Annotated in this window: 11 protein-coding genes; 3 read left to right on the top strand and 8 right to left on the bottom strand. The window is 47.4% G+C overall.

Annotated elements, in window-relative coordinates; all coding sequences use genetic code 11:
• Nucleotides 1-12: 12 nt before the first annotated feature.
• The 5 genes from AKJ31_RS04305 to AKJ31_RS04285 form a co-directional block, all read right to left on the bottom strand.
• Nucleotides 13-732 carry a 3'-5' exonuclease gene (locus AKJ31_RS04305; protein WP_053407842.1) on the bottom strand — a complete coding sequence of 240 codons (720 nt, stop codon included), beginning with the start codon at nt 730-732 and terminating at the stop codon, nt 13-15.
• Nucleotides 733-739: 7 nt separating this feature from the next.
• On the bottom strand, nt 740-2,629 hold the full coding sequence (locus AKJ31_RS04300; protein WP_053407841.1) for a DUF294 nucleotidyltransferase-like domain-containing protein: 1,890 nt from the start codon (nt 2,627-2,629) through the stop codon (nt 740-742).
• 144 nt (nt 2,630-2,773) lie between these two features.
• The gene (locus tag AKJ31_RS04295; RefSeq protein WP_053407840.1) at nt 2,774-4,522 is read right to left on the bottom strand and encodes a formate--tetrahydrofolate ligase; all 1,749 of its coding nucleotides are present in this window, start codon (nt 4,520-4,522) and stop codon (nt 2,774-2,776) included.
• A gap of 237 nt (nt 4,523-4,759) precedes the next feature.
• Nucleotides 4,760-6,220 carry a pyruvate kinase gene (gene pyk, locus AKJ31_RS04290; RefSeq protein ID WP_053407839.1) on the bottom strand — a complete coding sequence of 487 codons (1,461 nt, stop codon included), beginning with the start codon at nt 6,218-6,220 and terminating at the stop codon, nt 4,760-4,762.
• 167 nt (nt 6,221-6,387) lie between these two features.
• Complete coding sequence (locus AKJ31_RS04285; protein ID WP_053407838.1) at nt 6,388-7,764, bottom strand: MFS transporter; 1,377 nt, start codon at nt 7,762-7,764, stop codon at nt 6,388-6,390.
• Nucleotides 7,765-8,051: 287 nt separating this feature from the next.
• Between AKJ31_RS04285 and AKJ31_RS04280 the strand changes: the two genes are divergently transcribed.
• Genes AKJ31_RS04280 through AKJ31_RS04270 form a run of 3 tightly spaced genes read left to right on the top strand, consistent with a single transcriptional unit; the run spans nt 8,052 to nt 12,956 of the window.
• On the top strand, nt 8,052-9,347 hold the full coding sequence (locus AKJ31_RS04280; RefSeq protein WP_053407837.1) for an ABC transporter substrate-binding protein: 1,296 nt from the start codon (nt 8,052-8,054) through the stop codon (nt 9,345-9,347).
• The gene (locus tag AKJ31_RS04275) at nt 9,344-11,704 is read left to right on the top strand and encodes an ATP-binding protein (RefSeq protein WP_053407836.1); all 2,361 of its coding nucleotides are present in this window, start codon (nt 9,344-9,346) and stop codon (nt 11,702-11,704) included. Before AKJ31_RS04280 ends, AKJ31_RS04275 begins: the two co-directional genes overlap by 4 nt.
• Nucleotides 11,691-12,956 carry a sigma-54-dependent transcriptional regulator gene (locus AKJ31_RS04270; RefSeq protein ID WP_053407835.1) on the top strand — a complete coding sequence of 422 codons (1,266 nt, stop codon included), beginning with the start codon at nt 11,691-11,693 and terminating at the stop codon, nt 12,954-12,956. Before AKJ31_RS04275 ends, AKJ31_RS04270 begins: the two co-directional genes overlap by 14 nt.
• A gap of 33 nt (nt 12,957-12,989) precedes the next feature.
• Here the strand turns inward: AKJ31_RS04270 and AKJ31_RS04265 are convergent, their stop codons facing one another.
• From AKJ31_RS04265 to AKJ31_RS04255, 3 genes are all read right to left on the bottom strand, one after another.
• Nucleotides 12,990-13,178: a hypothetical protein gene (locus tag AKJ31_RS04265; RefSeq protein ID WP_053407834.1), complete on the bottom strand. Its 189-nt coding sequence runs from the start codon at nt 13,176-13,178 to the stop codon at nt 12,990-12,992.
• 38 nt (nt 13,179-13,216) lie between these two features.
• A complete protein-coding gene (locus AKJ31_RS04260; protein ID WP_053407833.1) occupies nt 13,217-15,574 on the bottom strand; it encodes a fatty acid cis/trans isomerase in 2,358 nt (785 codons plus the stop codon).
• A 103-nt stretch (nt 15,575-15,677) separates the two neighbouring features.
• The gene (locus tag AKJ31_RS04255; protein ID WP_053407832.1) at nt 15,678-17,288 is read right to left on the bottom strand and encodes a VRR-NUC domain-containing protein; all 1,611 of its coding nucleotides are present in this window, start codon (nt 17,286-17,288) and stop codon (nt 15,678-15,680) included.
• Between the last annotated feature and the right edge of the window lie 57 nt (nt 17,289-17,345).

The following is a 17,345-nucleotide window of genomic DNA, read 5'->3' as shown; positions in this document are numbered from 1 at the left end:
CAATCTAACTACTTATAGCCAAAGCTGGCTAATTGGTTGCTGGCGATTGTAGTGATAAGCAATCTGCGCCTGCAGTAACTCAGCCGTCGCAACGGCATCGGTTAACGCGTGGTGCGGTGTGTACTGCGGCAGGCCATAACGCGTCCGGCTTGCGCCCAGTCTGACTGACTCAGGCTTCTTACCACGGATTTTGTTGATAATGCCGCCGCTAAGCCTTTGCTGGATGTGGGTTTCAATGTGCATGGTATCCACTACCGGAAACTCAATCCCTTCCTCAATGCGAGTGAGTAGGGCGCGGTTAAAGAACTCGCGTTCAATACGCTCATAATGCACCACCATGATTTTTCCAGCCATCTGCTCAAGGACTTGATCAAATACCTCTTCTAGGTCTGGTGCGTCTAACACGTCTGAGTGAGTGATCCCGTGGATCACCACTGACTCTTCTGCCAGTTGCTTTTGTGGCCTCACTGTCCAGTGTCGCGCCTGATTAACGAAGATGCGATTGAGCGTAAAAGGCACTGTGCCAATGGTAATGATATCGTCTTGATCAGAGTCTAGCCCGGTAGTTTCGAAGTCCATCGCCAAAAACACTACTTCTTCTAAAGGCGTATTGGGATCTGGTAGGGCACACTCGTAGTAATGCTTGAGGCGTTCATCGCGTACCGCTTCCAGTTTACGTTTAAACTTGGTCGGCCAGTCGATGCTCGGTGGGCTGATCAGTTTTTTTATCATACGTGCCTCACTTGAACTTTTGGCTGGCTTGATAGCGGAACTTGAGGAAGTTCTGCCCGTTGCTGAGGATTTGGAACGCATCTTTAAGATTGCGGCGTTCAAAGTCCGACAAGCTTTCTGGCTCGATATTGTTATCCGGCTCAATCTCATTCTCTACATCGAACGCTTGGTGACGAATACGCACCATAGAGATAAATTCGAGCGCATCGCGCAGGTCACGTGCTTTACCTTTCGGCAAAATACCTGCTTCGTGGATATCGTCTAGGCGCTCAAACGAGTTCTTAGAACGCGAACCAACCGCGAGAGCGTGAACACGGATTAAGTCTGCTAACGGCGCAGTACCGCGGCGTTTGAGGTTGATGGAGTTCTTGTGTTGACCATCTTTCTCCATCACGAAGTCTTTAAAGAAGCCCAATGGCGGTGTGCGGTTCATTGCGTTGCGAGCAAGACACGCTAAGAAACGGTTGTTCTTACGGGCACGACGGACAATGAAGCCATTAAGCTGCTCTGCCCATTTCAATCGGCCATACACGCCATCCAAATCAAAGAAGATGGACGCATTGAGTAGCGCTTTCGGGTTTGGATCGTCAATCCAGTCGGCAAAACACTCTTCCCATTCGCTGCGCGTCATACGCCACATTGGATTGGTCGCCATAATGTCGCCGGTACAGTAGCGGTAGCCACACTTGTCCAGGCCGTCACAAACGCGCTTGGCCAACTCGGCAAAGTAAGCGTCGTGTTCTTCTTTCACAAACGTATTATCGAGAATGATCGCGTTGTCTTGGTCAGTAACCAGCAACTGCTCGTCACGCCCCATTGAACCGAGAGCGAGGAAACAATAAGGAACCGGCGGCTCGCCAAGCTCTTCTTCTGCTAACTCAATAATACGCTGTTTAAAGCTTCGGCCAATCACCGACATCGCGCTGCCGACCATGTGTGAGTTAGCGTCTTCGTTGACCATGCGCACAAAGCTGCTCTTCACTTGCTCTGATACTGCCGCGAGGTCATCGATAGATTGTTGCTGGAAGATGCTGCTTACTAACAACAGTGAGTTCTGCGATTCGTAACGGACAATGTCGGTGGCTTCAATAATACCAATCGGTTTATTGTCTTTAAGCACCGGTAAGTGATGAACATTGTAGCGCAGCATGGTTAGCATCACTTCGTGAACGTAGGCATTGTGATCGAGTGAAATCAGCTCGGTGGTCATCACGCTAGACACGTCTTCGTTCGGATCGAGACCTTGCGCAACAACGCGGGTGCATAAATCCCTATCGGTGATAATGCCCACTAACGGAGATATATCATCTTCGTTGTCTTCGAGGATATTTGGGTCGATGACGAGTAACGCAGACACCGCTTCGTCCGCCATCTTAATCGCGGCATTTTGGATGGTTTCGTTGTGGTAAACGAATGGTGCATCGCGAGTAAGTAGTGTGCTGACTTTTGACGAAGTAAGGTCATTTTGGTCCTGAGTACTAGAGACAGCTTGACGCAGACGCGCGTTATCTTGCACTTCGACAAAATCAGCGAATGACTCGTGGTTATCGTAGAGCTCCTGGAACACTGATTCTGGAATGCAGTAGAGTAGGGTGTCTTTAGTCGCTTTAGCAGGGAAACGTACCTTGTTGTTGGTGAGCAGGCCCATCTGGCCAAACAAAGCGCCTTCGTCTAAGCGGTTGTAGAGCTCGCCTTTACGACGGTAAATCTCAACTTCACCGCTTCTGACCATGTAAAGGTCGTGGATTTCGTCCCCAAAGTGGATGACGGGTGTGTCTTCACGGAAATAGGATATCTCTACGTGCTGAGTGATAAAGTTCAGCACATCGTCTTCTAGCTCGTCGAATGGTGGGTGTTGGGCGAGGAAATTTTTGATTTCCAGTAGTTCTGCTTCCATGAAGAGTTCCATTGTTAGCTGAGTGTCTTTCAATGGTACATGATCTTAGCTGCAATTTCGTGGTTCGTAGGTGTCTTAAGCTTAAAAAATAAAGGCTTAGATTACGATCTAAGCCTTTATCATCAGAATTGAAGTGCTTATTGGTTAACTTAGGCCAACGATATCGCCATTCTCGTCCAAGTCGAGGTTCATAAAGGCAGGCTTGTCCGGTAAGCCCGGCATGGTCATCACGTTGCCACACAAAGCGTAAATAAAACCTGCGCCCGCACAGAGTTTGAGTTCGCGGACGGGTACATCAAAATGGCTTGGCGCACCTTTGACTGAACCTATGGTCGAGATAGATAACGGCGTTTTCGCTAAACACACCGCTAAATTATCGTAGCCATGGGTTTTAAACTCTTCTAGTTGCGCTTTGGCCTTGTCGCTTAAAGTGATGCTAGATGCGCCGTAACCGAGCTCTGCAACTGCCATCAGTTTTTCTTCGGTCGGTTGATCAAATTTATAAAGCGGGGTGAACTCAACGTGCTTCTCAGTTTGTTGCACGACTTTTTGCGCTAGTTCGACGGTACCTTCGCCGCCTTTGGCAAATCCTTCACTGATCGCCACTTCAACGTCATGCGGTAGGGCTTCGATCATCGCTTTGAGCGCCAATAGTTCTTGCTCTGAATCTTGCGGGAAGCGGTTAATCGCTACAACGGCTGGAACGCCATATTTGTTGACGTTGTTGATGTGCCATTTGAGGTTTTCAAACCCGGCTTCGAGTGCGTTTTGGTCGCATTCAAATAAGGATTCTGGAATCGGTTGACCTGGTTTGAGATCGTAAAGCCCAGAGTTGGCTTTGAGACCACGTAACGTCGCGACAATCACCGCGCAGTCTGGTGCTTTGCCTGACATTTGCGCTTTGATGTTACACGCCTTTTCAAACCCCATGTCTGAGCCAAAGCCACCTTCTGTTACTGTGTACTCGCTGAGTTTGGTTGCAATATTATCTGCGATGATTGAAGAATTACCGTGGGCGATATTGGCAAAAGGACCTGCATGGATAAGGGTTGGAACGCCTTCCAAGGTTTGCATTAGCGTCGGTTCGATGGCTTCTTTCATGCTAACGGCCATTGCACCTGCAACTTGCAGATCTTCGGTTGTGACCGGATTGCCATTAAGGTCGTAAGCGACGACAATTTTGCCAATTCTAGCTCTGAGGTCTTTTAAGTCCGTTGCCAGCGCTAAGATAGCCATTAGTTCCGATGCTGCTGAGATATCGAAGCCGTCTTCACGTTCAAAGCCGTTAATGGTTTTGTCGGCTTCATTTCGACCGATGGTCACCATACGAAGTGCGCGGTCGTTGTGGTCCATTACACGTTTCCAGACCACACGTTTGCTGTCGATACGCAGCGCTTTGAGTCCGCTACGCTGTTCGAAATCTTGATAACCATTACGCTGCTCGTGGTAGATACGCGCATCAATGGCTGCCGCTGCTAGATTGTGTGCTGCGGTGACGGCGTGAATATCGCCAGTTAGGTGCAGGTTTAGCTCTTCCATAGGCGCGACTTGCGAATAGCCGCCACCCGCTGCGCCACCTTTCACGCCAAATACCGGACCCATAGACGGCTGTCGAATACATGCCATTACAGAGTGGTTAAGTTTAGCCAGACCTTGAGCCAATCCGATAGTAGTAACGGTTTTTCCCTCACCGAGAGGCGTTGGAGTAATCGCGGTAACGAGCACGAGTTTGCCAGTCGGCTTTGGTGCTAATCGTTTCAAGCTCTTAAGCGAGACTTTGGCTTTATGCAGCCCTTGGCTGTGGAACTCAGAATCCAGTAAGCCTGCTCGTTGAGCAACCTCGGCAATTGGTAGCAATTTCGACACGCGACAAATTTCAATATCGGACAGCATAAAATCCTCAAAATAGACACACAAATAGTGGGGCAATCGTTTGCGCTGGAATAATAGCGTTTAAAAGTCCTTTGTAAAGAGCTAATTCTAGCTTGCTGTCGACTTTAACTTAAAACGGATAGTGTTGAAACGAGAAAAGAGTAAAAAAAGGACCTACCCGAAGGTAGGCCAAAATCCCTAAAGTTTCCTTGTGGAGCAAGGGTGTGGGGGAGGGTGATTAACGTTTGGGAGAACACACTAAGCGGCGACACATTCCTTCTTCTTGAGCTGCACAAGACGGCTGATGTTAATGTCGCCAACGCCTTCTACCGATTCAAAACGTGAAATCAGTAGCGAAGAAATGTTTCGTTTTTCCAACTCGCTGTTGATTAGCGGCAAAACTGTAGTAGTCACTTCTGAGTTGTTTGGTACTGGCTGCGCGTATACTGGCTCGACACCACGTAAGATAGACAGTTTCGCCAGTAGCTTTTCGTCGCTGCTTAATGCCCAGATGGTCGCGCGACTGTGGCAACGAGACATCAACAGCGGTGTTTCACCACTTTCGGTAAATACCGCTACGCCTAAGCTATCTTCAGAGCGAGTGGCTGAAATCATCGAAGAGACCGCAAAGCTCTTGCTGCTGTCGCTGCATAGCTGCTGGATCTGTTCCCAGCAGGTGCCGGAGCAAGACGTATCCGCTTCCACGCCTTCGGCAATACGCGCCATTGCTTTCACCGCTTCAACTGGGTAAGCGCCCATTGCGGATTCGGCAGATAACATGACTGCGTCGGTACCATCGATAATAGCGTTGGCTACGTCCATCACTTCTGCACGCGTTGGCAGTGGGTTTTCAATCATTGATTCCATCATCTGCGTTGCAGTGATAACCGGTTTGCCTAGGTGTTTAGAACGTGAAATCAACGCTTTTTGTACGACGGGTAGGCGGGCATCACCGATTTCAACGCCTAAGTCGCCACGTGCAACCATGATAACGTCAGACGCTTCGATAACTTTGTCCATCGATGCCTCATCAGTCACGATCTCAGCGCGCTCGACTTTAGCCACGATTTGAGCGCTACAACCCGCTTGGCGAGCAATGGAGCGTGCGTAATGAAGATCGTCTGCGTTACGTGGGAAAGAAACAGCAAGGAAATCTGCGTCAATGACGGCTGCGGTTGCGATGTCTTGCTTGTCTTTGTCTGTTAGCGCTGGCGCAGAAAGACCTCCCCCTAGTAGGTTGATGCCTTTACGGTTTGATAGTTTGCCACCGTTCATCGCACGTGTTTTAACCAGTTGGTTCGCTTTGTCGACTTCGAGAGTTTCAAGTTGAATTCGGCCGTCATCCAGGAGCAGGATATGGCCAACTTCTAGGTCGTTGATCAGCTCTGGGTAGTCAAGGCCAACCGATTCTTGATTGCCTGCTTGTGGGTCTAATGTGCCGTCTAGGTAGAAAATGTCATCTTGTTTAAGAGTGATCACGTCTGACTCGAAGCCAGAGATACGAATTTTTGGACCTTGTAGGTCAACGAGAATACCAACGTGTTTGCCGAGTTGCTTCGCGATAGAACGGACTTTTAGCGCTGTTGCAACATGGTCTTCCTGTTTACCGTGTGAAAAGTTCAGGCGGACGACATTCACGCCAGCGAGAATCATTTGTGAAAGAGTTTCTACATCTTGGCTCGCCGGGCCTAAAGTTGCGACGATTTTAGTTTTATTCATAACTTACCTGTAACTACACGATTAAAATGAGTAAATAAAAAGTGGGGTGGCTGGTTATGCCGTTATTTATAGTTGTTGCCACTTGTGAGCCATCGTGCAAGTGACTGTGTCACTACAAACACTAGGCTTTCACCAGCCTAAGGGGGCCGAGGCCCCCTTGTATTTCGTTAGTTAGCAGTGCTTTCTTTTAGCTCAGCTTGTGGTTCGTCGATATCAACGACTTTCTTCGCGTTCCATACTGTTAGAGCAAGAAGTAGAGATACCACACCCGCCGCTAGCCAGAAGTACTGTGCTTGAGAGAAGTCGTACTTAGTTACGCCATCAACTTCAGTGATCTTGATAAGCGATGCTGAAACAACTTCCTGAGCAGATGCCGCCATGTAAGAGAACAGACCGATGAAGCCTTTCACCGCACCTACCGCGTTCTTAGGCATTAGGTCACAAGCCGTTAGACCCGCTAGGAATACAACTAGACCACCAATTGCGAAACCGATTAGACCTAGAGCAACAGCGTCAATTACACGGTTGTCTGGACCGAAGAACATCAGACACATACCAGCGATGTTTGCGATACCGTAAAGCAGTGTTGGGATGTGACGGTTAGCGTTAAACACTTTGTCAGAGATGATGCCTGATAGAATCGCACCCGCTAGACCCGCGATTGGGTAAGTAGACATTGCAAAACCAGCGTCAATCAGTGAGTAACCTTTAGACTCTTGTAGGTAAAGTACCGCCCAAGAAGACATCGCGTAGCGAGATACGTACATCGCAGCACATGCAGCAGCAATTAGCCAAACTGTAGGTTGCTTAAGGATGAACATTTGCGCACGGCGCGTTTCTTTTGGATCGTTCTTTTTCTTGATTTCAGGTTCTTCGTCAAATGCCGTTGCTGCATCTGGTAGACCGTAAGTTTGTGGACGGTCTTTAAGGATGAAGAACATACATAGTGCTGCGATAACTGCCGCAATACCTGCACCGATGAAACCTGCTTGCCAACCTAGGTAGCTCACTAGAGTCGCAGTTAGGATCCAAGTGATACCTTCACCGATGTTACGAGAACCACCCCAGATAGAGTAACGGCTACCACGTTGTTTTGGTGAGAACCACTGGAATAGAGATACACAAGAAGGCGCAGAACCAACAGATTGGAACCAACCGTTCAGACCCCAAAGAAGGATGAAGAAGAACGCTGTTGTGTTAAGACCCATGAAAATCGCTGTTGCACCCGAAAGTAGCAGCGAGAACGACATAAAGCGGCCGATGTTGGCATAGTCAGAAAGGAAGCCGTTTGAGAATTTACCAATTGCGTAAGTGAAGAAGAACGCAGAACCCATGATACCAAGTTCTTCGAGGCTTACGATGCCAGCATCTAGCATTGGTTTTTTAACAACACCTAAGCTCATACGAACGACGTAGAACACGGCATAACCAAAAACAAGACCTAAGAATACTTGCCATTGGTAGCTTTTGAATCGGGCTTGCATCGCCCCTTTGTTGCTGTCGGACAGAGGTAAGTCCGGACGCGTTTTGAAGAAATTAAACATAATTGTTTCACTCCGTGGATTGTGACGGTAAATGAGTTGTCGGGAGCATCATGCAAACGGAGCGGGAGAACTTCAAAAATGGGGTTTTGAGACAAAACTGACTCAAACAAGTAAAAAGCATGAGTTAAAATTGCCACGTTTCACCATCCAAAGTGGGGTGAAATTGATAAAATTATGTCTAACGAATTGACGATTTGCGTCAGCAATGACACAAACCTGACAGACACATATTTTGTGTCTGATTATGAGATTTTGAATTGACGCACATTTTTAAGGGATTTTGTGATTTGAATACTAAGAGCACCGGGACAAAGTTAGCTGCATTTGCTGTCTGTTTAGCGAGCATTGCCACGCCAGTAAAGGCGGATAAAGATGGCTTAGTAATCCTAACCACCTTTTCTGGTGAACCTTTGGCCGAGCTAATTTCAGAATATAAAACACAATACCCAACAGTAGATACCTCTCTGATTTACCGCCGTACTCAGTCTGCCAGCCACTTGCTGAATAAAAGCTATATACAAGACATCGACCTTGTATTGAGTTCTTCTCCTTTTGTGATGAAAGACCTCGATCAGCACGAACTGCTTTCTACCGCATCGTTTGGTGCAGAGATGCCAGATTGGCTAACTCCGTTTGTGCTGCCTAATCAAGATAAAGTGGTCAGTGTCGGCTACTCCGGCGCAGGCCTGGTGTGGAATAGTGACTACCTCAAAGCCAACGGTCTTGAGAAGCCTGAGAAATTTATCGATTTAACTTCACCAGCGTATTTTGGTCATATCACCATGAGCACCCCGAGCCGCTCTGGTACGACTCAAATGATGGTTGAGAGCATCCTCGCGCGATACGGTTGGGACCAAGGCTGGTCGATTCTCTTAAACGTTGGGGCCAACTTAGGAACCATTTCGTCGCGCAGTTTTGGCGTGAGTGACTACGTAGCGAAAGGGCAGTTTGGTATCGGCCCAACAATTGATAGCTACGCGTTGGTGTTGCCGAAGCGATACCAATATGTCGGCTTTGGCTATGACCATGACTTCACACTAATGCCAACCTATGTCGCGATCCTTAATAAACCGGGTGTCAACGAAATCGCTCATCAGTTCATTAAGTTGCTACTGTCAGACAAAATTCAAAGCGAAATGCTGGAGTCAAACTTCGCTAAGCACTCGATTTCAGATAACTCTCTGCACAGTGACCAAGTTCCAGCGTTGGACTTAGATAAGCTGATGAAGCGTGAGAAGTTGGTTAACCTGATCTTTGATGAAGCAATTACCAAGCGTTTACCGGAGCTACAAGATGTTTGGTTGAGCTTGTCCCGCTTCAAAGTCAAGTATCAAGATAAGCCGGAACAGTTAAAACGAATCGATGCACTAATCAGTAAACTGTTTGCGATTCCATTTAGTGAGGAGCAGGTCGAGCAGTTAGGTGTTAGTGTTGCACAAGCGATTGAAGGCAGCGCGGACGCCGAAGGGTTAGAAGTTGCGATGCTGGCGGAGTTTAGCTACCGATTCGGTGTGGAGTTTGATACCAACCTGCAAGAAGTCGAAATTGAGTTCCGCAAATTACAAAAAGAGCTAGGTAAATGAAAAAGTGGAGTACCATCGGTGCAAAGCTGATCCTAGCGTTTACAGGCACAACCGCGCTGCTCACCGTGGTGAGTGCGGTGGCGTGGTTGACTTGGAGCCGGTTGGACGGCCAAGTTAGCGAACTGCTTGAAAACAGCGTACCTAAATATAACACCAGCTATCTTCTTGAAAGCCGAAGTAGTGAAATACGTCACCGCGTGCAGTTACTGCCGACACTCACGAACCGCGTTGAGATCGACAGTCTAGTGGTAGAGCTCTCAGAACAGCTTGCCGCCGTCAAAGCCGCGTTAACCGATGTACAAACCAACCCGCTGGATGACGAAGAAGCCGCGATATTGTCGGAGTTGTACCTAGAGCTAGAACAAACGCTATCAAACTACAGCCATTTGGTGCAGCAACGCGTTGAGCAAACACGCCAAATCAACAAACTCAAAGAGCAAATCAACTGGCTACATCAGGATATACGCTCTGAACTTACGCCGATTCGCCAAGAACTGCACTGGCTGATTAGTCGTGGGGAAGACGGCGAAGAGCGTACGATTGCGTTAGAGCAACTGCGCACCATTCAGCACGTATTGGATGTGGAGTCGGACGTGTTCTCCATGACCAGCGATGTGATGGAAGCCGAGCAACTGGCGCAAGTACATAACGCCACCAAGGTAATCCAATACAAATTGGATGAGCTGATCAAAAGCAGCCAACCGATTCTCACGTTGCGCTCATCGATCTCCTATCAGCAACTGATTCAAGAACTGGAAGTATTACTACTGCCACAAGGCGTGTTTTATCTTCAGGCGTTAGATAAAGTCGCACTGAATCATCGAATTGCCAGCTTACAGGAACAGATTGATACCCAACTTGGTGAAATACATAAACAGATAGCTCAAGTGGTGAAGCGCGCTGACAAAACGTTTGTTGATGTGAAGAAGCAGACCGCGACGTTAGTGTCTTATGGCAACCACATCCTGATTGTGTGTTTCAGCGTTTCGATTTTGATGTCGCTGTTTTTGACGTACTACTTTATCAACCGCCGTATCGTGGCGCGCTTGACCGCAATCAGTAATAGCATTGATGCGATCACCAAAGGCGATTTAAGCCACCCGATATTGGTCGATGGTGATGACGAGATCGGCCGCTTAAGTGAAAAGCTGATTGAGTACGGTGAAAGCGTCAAAGAGATGCAGAGAACCAACGCAGTCAGCCTGATAAACAATACTTCAGCAAGCTTGCTGACCTGTGATTTAGCTGGTTACGTAGAGTCTGCCAACCTAAGTGCGCGTCGATTATTGACGATGCAAGGGGAAGTTGAGCAGAAGCTGATTTGGCAATCGTTTGAAGGTAATAATCAGCGCATTCTTGCTCGGGTGTTTAAACGCAGTGGCACTTTGTTCAAAGAAGGTCGTGATGAAATCACGCTTTGTGTTGTGGGTTTGACTCAATGTTACCTGCATTTCGACTTCCATCTGTTTTCTCACGGTCAGTTGAACAAAGTGATCGTGACGATTACCGACATCACTGAGCAAGCTTTGACTGCGAAAGAACTAGAGCGTCGCGTCGCGGAGAAAACCCGCGATTTAGTCGAAAAGAACGAGATGCTTTGTGAAGAGATCAACGAGCGTGAGCGCGCTGAAATGCATTTGAAGAAAACTCAGGGCGAGTTGATTCAAGCAGCGAAAATGGCGGTGGTTGGGCAAACCATGACCAGCCTTGCGCACGAACTCAATCAGCCGCTTAACGCGATGTCGACTTACCTATATAGCGCTAAACTTTCATGTGAGAGTGGCAATGTTGCAGCGGTGAATAAGTCGATTGACCAAGTTGAAAGCTTGTCACACCGAATGAGCAAAATCATCAGCAGTTTGCGCAGTTTTGCGAAAAAACCCGATGCAGAGCAACCTGCGCGTCAGTTGATGTTGAAGGATGTGGTTGAGCAAGCCATCACGATTGTGAATACCAAAGCCAAACGAAAAATGATTGAAATCGACAATCAAATTGACGACAGCATGGATGTGTTTGGTAACGAACTGGCGATTGAACAAGTGCTGATCAACTTGCTGGTGAACAGTTGCGACGCGATTAGCGAACTCAACGCGAGCAAGCGCAAGATTACTATTTCTGCGTTGTATTCCAGTGATACGCACCATGTGGTGGCGATTGAAGACAGCGGAACCGGGTTTGATACTCATATTGTAGAAAAGTTGTTTACTCCATTCACAACAACGAAAGAGGTAGGGTTAGGGCTGGGTTTGACCATTAGCCAATCATTAATGGAGAAGTACGCTGGACATATTTACCTTGCGTCCAGTCTGGAAAAAGGTGCTTTAGTTATTTTGGAATTGCCATATGCAAAATCATAAATTTTCCGTGCTCTTGGTGGATGATGACCAAGACGTGTTGGACTCGTATAAACACTTAATGGACATTGCGGGTTTAACAGCGAAAGCCATTTCTGACCCTACTCAGGCATGTCAGCATTTATCGACCGATTGGCCGGGCGTGGTGCTGCTTGATATGTACATGCCTCAAATCCATGGCTTGCAGCTTTTGGAAAAGATCAAACAGATTGATGAGCGTATTCCGGTGATTGTAATTACCGGCCACGGCGATATTCCGATGGCAGTGGATGCGGTGAAAAAGGGCGCGTGTGAGTTTGTTGAAAAACCGATCAATCCAGCGCAGCTGCTTGAGATGGTCAAATCGCACTTAGATATCCGTTCTGCATTTGTCGAGCAAAAACGTGCGATGGTCTCGACGATAGATAAAGCGCTAGTCGGCAGTTCCGCGCAACTCGATCAGATCCGCCATTGCGTATCTCAGTTTGCGCTGTTGAAAAACCACGTGGTGGTGTGGGGTGAGTCTGGCAGTGGTCGTCACCTAGTGGCACATCTTATCCATGATATGTCGGAAGAAGGCGAGACCGCGCAGTGTGAGTTGCTGAGCTCTGAGCCGGATACGACACTAGAACAGCTCGCGGCTGAACTGGATAACTTAGCCGTGGGTACGTTAATCCTCGATAACGTTGAGCGTTTAAGTGAACCATGCCAACGTTTGTTAGCACAATGGTTGATCGAACAAGAGCGCAATAATCACCCCGTCCGCGTGATTGCCGTTTTCAACCATGAACCGGAACAATTGATCGCTCAAGCTAATCTCACGCCTGAGCTGTATTACATCCTCAACCAAGGGGTGATTGAAGTTCCAGGATTGCGTCAGCGCCCAGATGATGTCGCCGTTTTATTTCACCATTTTTTGAAATTGAGTTGTAAGAAACTGGGTAAAACCGTGCCAAAAGTAGAGTCGAGTTACTTGTCGGTGCTGCGTGCTCATCACTGGCCAGGCAACGTGCGTGAACTGCGTAATGTCGCGGAGCTGTACGCGGTAGGTATTGTGAAACTTACTGGCAAAGAGAAGCTGTACACTCAAGCGGAGCTGCAACTTCCTTTAGATGAACTGGTTGATGATTATGAAAAAGGCGTGATTGAAGACGCGTTATTCCTGCATTCAGGTCGAGTGACCGACGCTGCAACTTATCTTCAAGTGCCGCGTAAGAAACTCTATTTGAGAATGCGTAAGCACGGTATCGATAAAGACTCGTTCAAAAGCCGATAAAAAAACACCCCACAATCTAGTGGGGTGTTTTCTTTAGTACCAATCGTCTTCCGGGAAGAGTTTTCCTTCAGGAGCATACGGTTCTTCATCGAACGGATACTCTGCTTTGGTTCTTAATCTATCTAGCTGATGCTCAAGCATTTTAACGGTGTCATAATCACCTTCTGAGCACGCCACATAGATTTGCTGCTCCAGTGTACGGATGTTGTCTTGAATTGCCATGATTACCTCCCTGCACGAGCAAAAGCGGTTGAAAGGTTTTACCTGTTTTCAAAACGATTATAGTCTAGCAATCCAAATTCAATAGGCTGAGACTGCTTGTACCAGTTATGAACTCGGTCGCTGAATGGCCAAAACTTATCAGAACTACGACGAATTGCGAAAGTATCCAACAACTTAACGTAGTCTTGTTCGGTTTGAACATTTTTTAGCATCTCAACCAATTGAGGGATTTGCGCCTCTTTCAATGATAGGTACGCAGATGGGTAGCTACCGATCACTCCACGTACTAAGGTCAAATCATCATTGGCTGGATCGCGGTTACTTTCTTCATCAAACAAACTCGAAATATTGGTGTGTGCATTGTTGTGCAAAAGCGTGAACAGTTGTTCTTCACCCGACTCAGATTCGATCATCATCATCATGATTTGAGGTAGGTGAATCAGCCCTTTGCCTTTGATCTTATCAACCGAGCGCAGCAATTCTTCGTTTTTCGCACTAAACCCTGTCTGCTCAATCGCATAGCGGTGACTGAGCACAGGCTCGAGTTGGGTTTTCAGAATGTCTAGCAGTTCGGCTTTCGGGTTATCTGTTTGATAAGGAACCTGAGTTGGCTGGTCGAACGGCTTGACGTTGCCTTGTAGGAAGTCACTAAACTGCGTGCTCTGATTCAAGTACCAGCTTGATTGCTCTTTATGGCGAATGTCGCGTGGAAGTAGGGCAATGAAGTTACTTTCCCCTTCGAGACGTAAGAAGTCCATAAACATACGCGTAATGAGCTGGTGGCCAAAGTTACCATAAACATCGAAGCCAGCAACAAGTAGGTAGTGGATACGCTCAATCAATGCATAGTCCATGATCCACGCTGTTTTTGGTTGCTCACCGACTAAACCTTGAACTACGGATGCACTGTCAAAATGACGGAAAACCGTAAGTGCGGCATTCGGGTTAGTTCCGTCACCGGTCCAAATTACGTCGGTGGTCAGGTAACGACCTTCTTTAAACCAACCATTAATGAACTCAGATTTCGCCTCTAGGTAGCGACCTTGCTGCGCTGCGTACGCAACCCAGTTAGTAATCGGCAATGTGTTGCTTTCTTGTTCCGCGGGTAACTTTAGGTTTTCTGCTTGTGAGCGGTAGAACTCGTTGATTTCTGGAATGTCTGCTTTGTCAGGATCGATAAAGAACACCCAGAAACGGTCGTTAATGACGTTTAGTGCAAGTTGACCACGGCACACAGGACCTTTTATAAAGGCGTTGATTGTGTTTTGTGCGTTGTCGAGCATGAACTTAAATCGCGCCTTAACCGGCATAGAGATAAACGCCGTCATCGGGTTCGCTGCCACTTTGGGTTCATAGCCTGGTAGTTCAGATACGGTGTAATCGGCGTCAATGAACCACTCTTTCCAGTTCGACAAACGCTGGTGGTTGAGTGCGAACGGCATGTGAGTCTTATCGACAATCGTGCCTTGCTCTGGAATGAAGCGGTAATAAACGCGCTCTACACCCGGATCATCGTATGGTCGGCGGGTTGCGATACGCTGAACAGGTTGTCCCGGCGGGGTAGAAGAACGCACCAGCGAGAAGAAGCGAGGTTGTTGCTCGTTTAAGTCAGAAAAGTACAAGTGCGATAAGAACAGATGCTCGTAGATGTAACGCGCGGCAAGCTGAACTTTACGTGAGCTCTTGTTAAGTACCAGCTCGTATTCATCAACCAGCGCTTGCTGTTCAAGAGTCAAAGGTAGGGGCGCGTTCATGATCGAGCCATCACGCAACCAATCAATCAGAGTGGTGTACTCGCCTGACTCTAAATTTGGCATACCGTAAGGCATCCCCCAAGTCGGGTAGTCTTTCTGGTATTGTTCGTATTCTTCTATCGTTGGACAGACTTGTGTACGGTCGATAGCAAAATCAAACCCTTCCAGTTGATCTTGCTTGGGTAGCGGGTGAGACTCTTTTTGCATAAGCATGCGCGCTACAAGACCTGCTTCCATATTCGCGGTCGGGTTTTGCATGCGCTCATTCAGCACTGGATGAAAGCCTAAATCGCGCCATTGCTGAGTGGTTTGCGCGTCTTCAAACAGACGTGTTGGTTTCGCAGCGGTCAGTCGCGTCCCTTCATAAACCAACTCTTTGCTGCCACCGCGCTCAATGCCTTCGACAGAGGACATTTTTAACTGACAAGGCGCGTCATAACATGCGTGGCATACTACGCAGCGTTTATCAATGATCGGTTTGACTTCAGAGAGGAAAAACTCACCTTCACGGCTAAGAGTATCTACACGACGTTCTCGGACTTGTTGCTCGCCAAACAACTGGTCGTAATTTAATCCTGCGTATGTCGCACAACCAGCAAACAGTGTGGCTATAGCAAGCATAAAAAAAGTACGTAATTTCATCTGGATATTTGTTTTGCTTATGAATGTGTATGATTGCAGCAAAAGAATAAGGGTTTGGCAAATCAAACACCATTCAAAATCGAGATTAGATTCAGATTTGTCGCTATTGGTTTACGTAACAGACGGAAAAAGGTTGATTCAAGCGTTCAAACTCGCGAATCCATCGCCATTGATTGTCTTGCAACTTATCTCCCGGTCCTTTGACTTCAATCCAGCGATATTGATCCTCTTTGAAAGCGATTAAGTCAGGCATACCGTTGCGATAAATTGCTAAACCGCTCAGTTGTACTTTGAATAGCTCGCTCAAAGTCGGTACAGGAATCGTTTCCAAAGCAGCTTCGAGTAAATCAAACTCAAACCCTGCCCAGTGGACAAATGGATTGCTGGTGTTGAATTTTTCACGGTAACGGGTTTTAAGGTGCGCTAATCCTTCGTTTTCCATCTGTGCAAAGACGAAGTTAATCACGTCTTGTCGCTTTTCTTGAAAATCTGAATGGTATAAATCGAGCGGTTTGTATTGGTATGCGTTAAGGAAGGCACCCTCAACTGGGGCAAAGATGACATCCCAAAAGGCTAAGCCAAACAATCCATTGAGGAAACTATTCTCGGCGTAAAATACCTGCCAGCCTTGCTGTTCAAAATAGTCCTTGGCGGCTAATTCTACCCGCTGTGTGGAGAGGTCGAGGTCGAGTCGATATTCATGGCACTTCGGCTTGGTTATGCGTGCAACCTTTTCTCCTCGCTTTCGTCTTACTCGCTGTTCTAGCTTTGTGGCGACTTCGTATTCCGCTAAATCGACCGGATGAGTCAACATTTCCGTGACAATGTCACTAAACGCTTCATCATGATCTAACTTGTCTAAGATACGAGCTTGGCGTTCACGCGTTGGAGGCAAATGCGTGGTTTTAAACAGTTCCAGCGCACGATCGTACTCGCCGATTCGTTCGAAGTTGCGGGCAATGTCGTTAATCAGGTGCTGACGTTTACGCTCGATATAGTTGTGTTCGATGGCTGCTGGAATCAGCTGATAACACTGCTCTAACGCCGCCATTTGCTTTCGGTCGGCGTCACTGTACAGCTGCGTAATCTGGCTCAATTGAAGCAGTTGTTCGATTTGCTCACGGCAGTCGAAAAAGCGTCGCTCTTTGCTCAGTTGATACTTTTCAAATTGATGCAAGCCAAGGTCATCCAGAACGAACTGACTCAAATCCTGGTGGGTATTGGCGAAGAATAGCGTGAGCAAAAGCTCAATCATATGCGCGGATTCAAGTTGAATCACATCAAAGTTGAGCAACGTTGGCTTTACGATTTCTTCGGCGGGTATCGATGCAATTAACTGCTCTTTCTTCAACGCCTTTGCCAAGCTCGGGTAGAGCGACAAAATTTCAGGTTTGGTGAGTAGGTGAGTCGCCAATTGCTGACCAGATAAAGGGGGATTGAGTAAGATAAAGCCACACTTCGCCAACCTTTTCAGGCATTGGTCAATATTCGGAATCTCGTTATAACTCAGCTTATCGCGACGGAACCACTCACCGCGTCGGCTATAAAAGCGAACGAGCAAACATTGGCTTTGTTTATCTAGCTGAGCAAACTTCGCCAGCCATTGATGCTCCGAGGGAGTGAGTAAATCGGCGTACCAAGTTTGTGCGTGTTCAATCAACTTAAAGAAGTTGTCGAGATAGTAGTCAGGGGCGAGTGTAATCGGGTTATCCATAAACGTCAGAAACAAAAAAGGCCTACCAATAAGGTAAGCCTTTTAATCAGTAATTCA

The organism is Vibrio hepatarius (genome assembly GCF_001274785.1).
Classification (GTDB): Bacteria; Pseudomonadota; Gammaproteobacteria; order Enterobacterales; family Vibrionaceae; genus Vibrio; species Vibrio hepatarius.
Note: the sequence above shows the minus strand (reverse complement) of the source record. Positions and strands in the feature narration are given on the sequence as shown.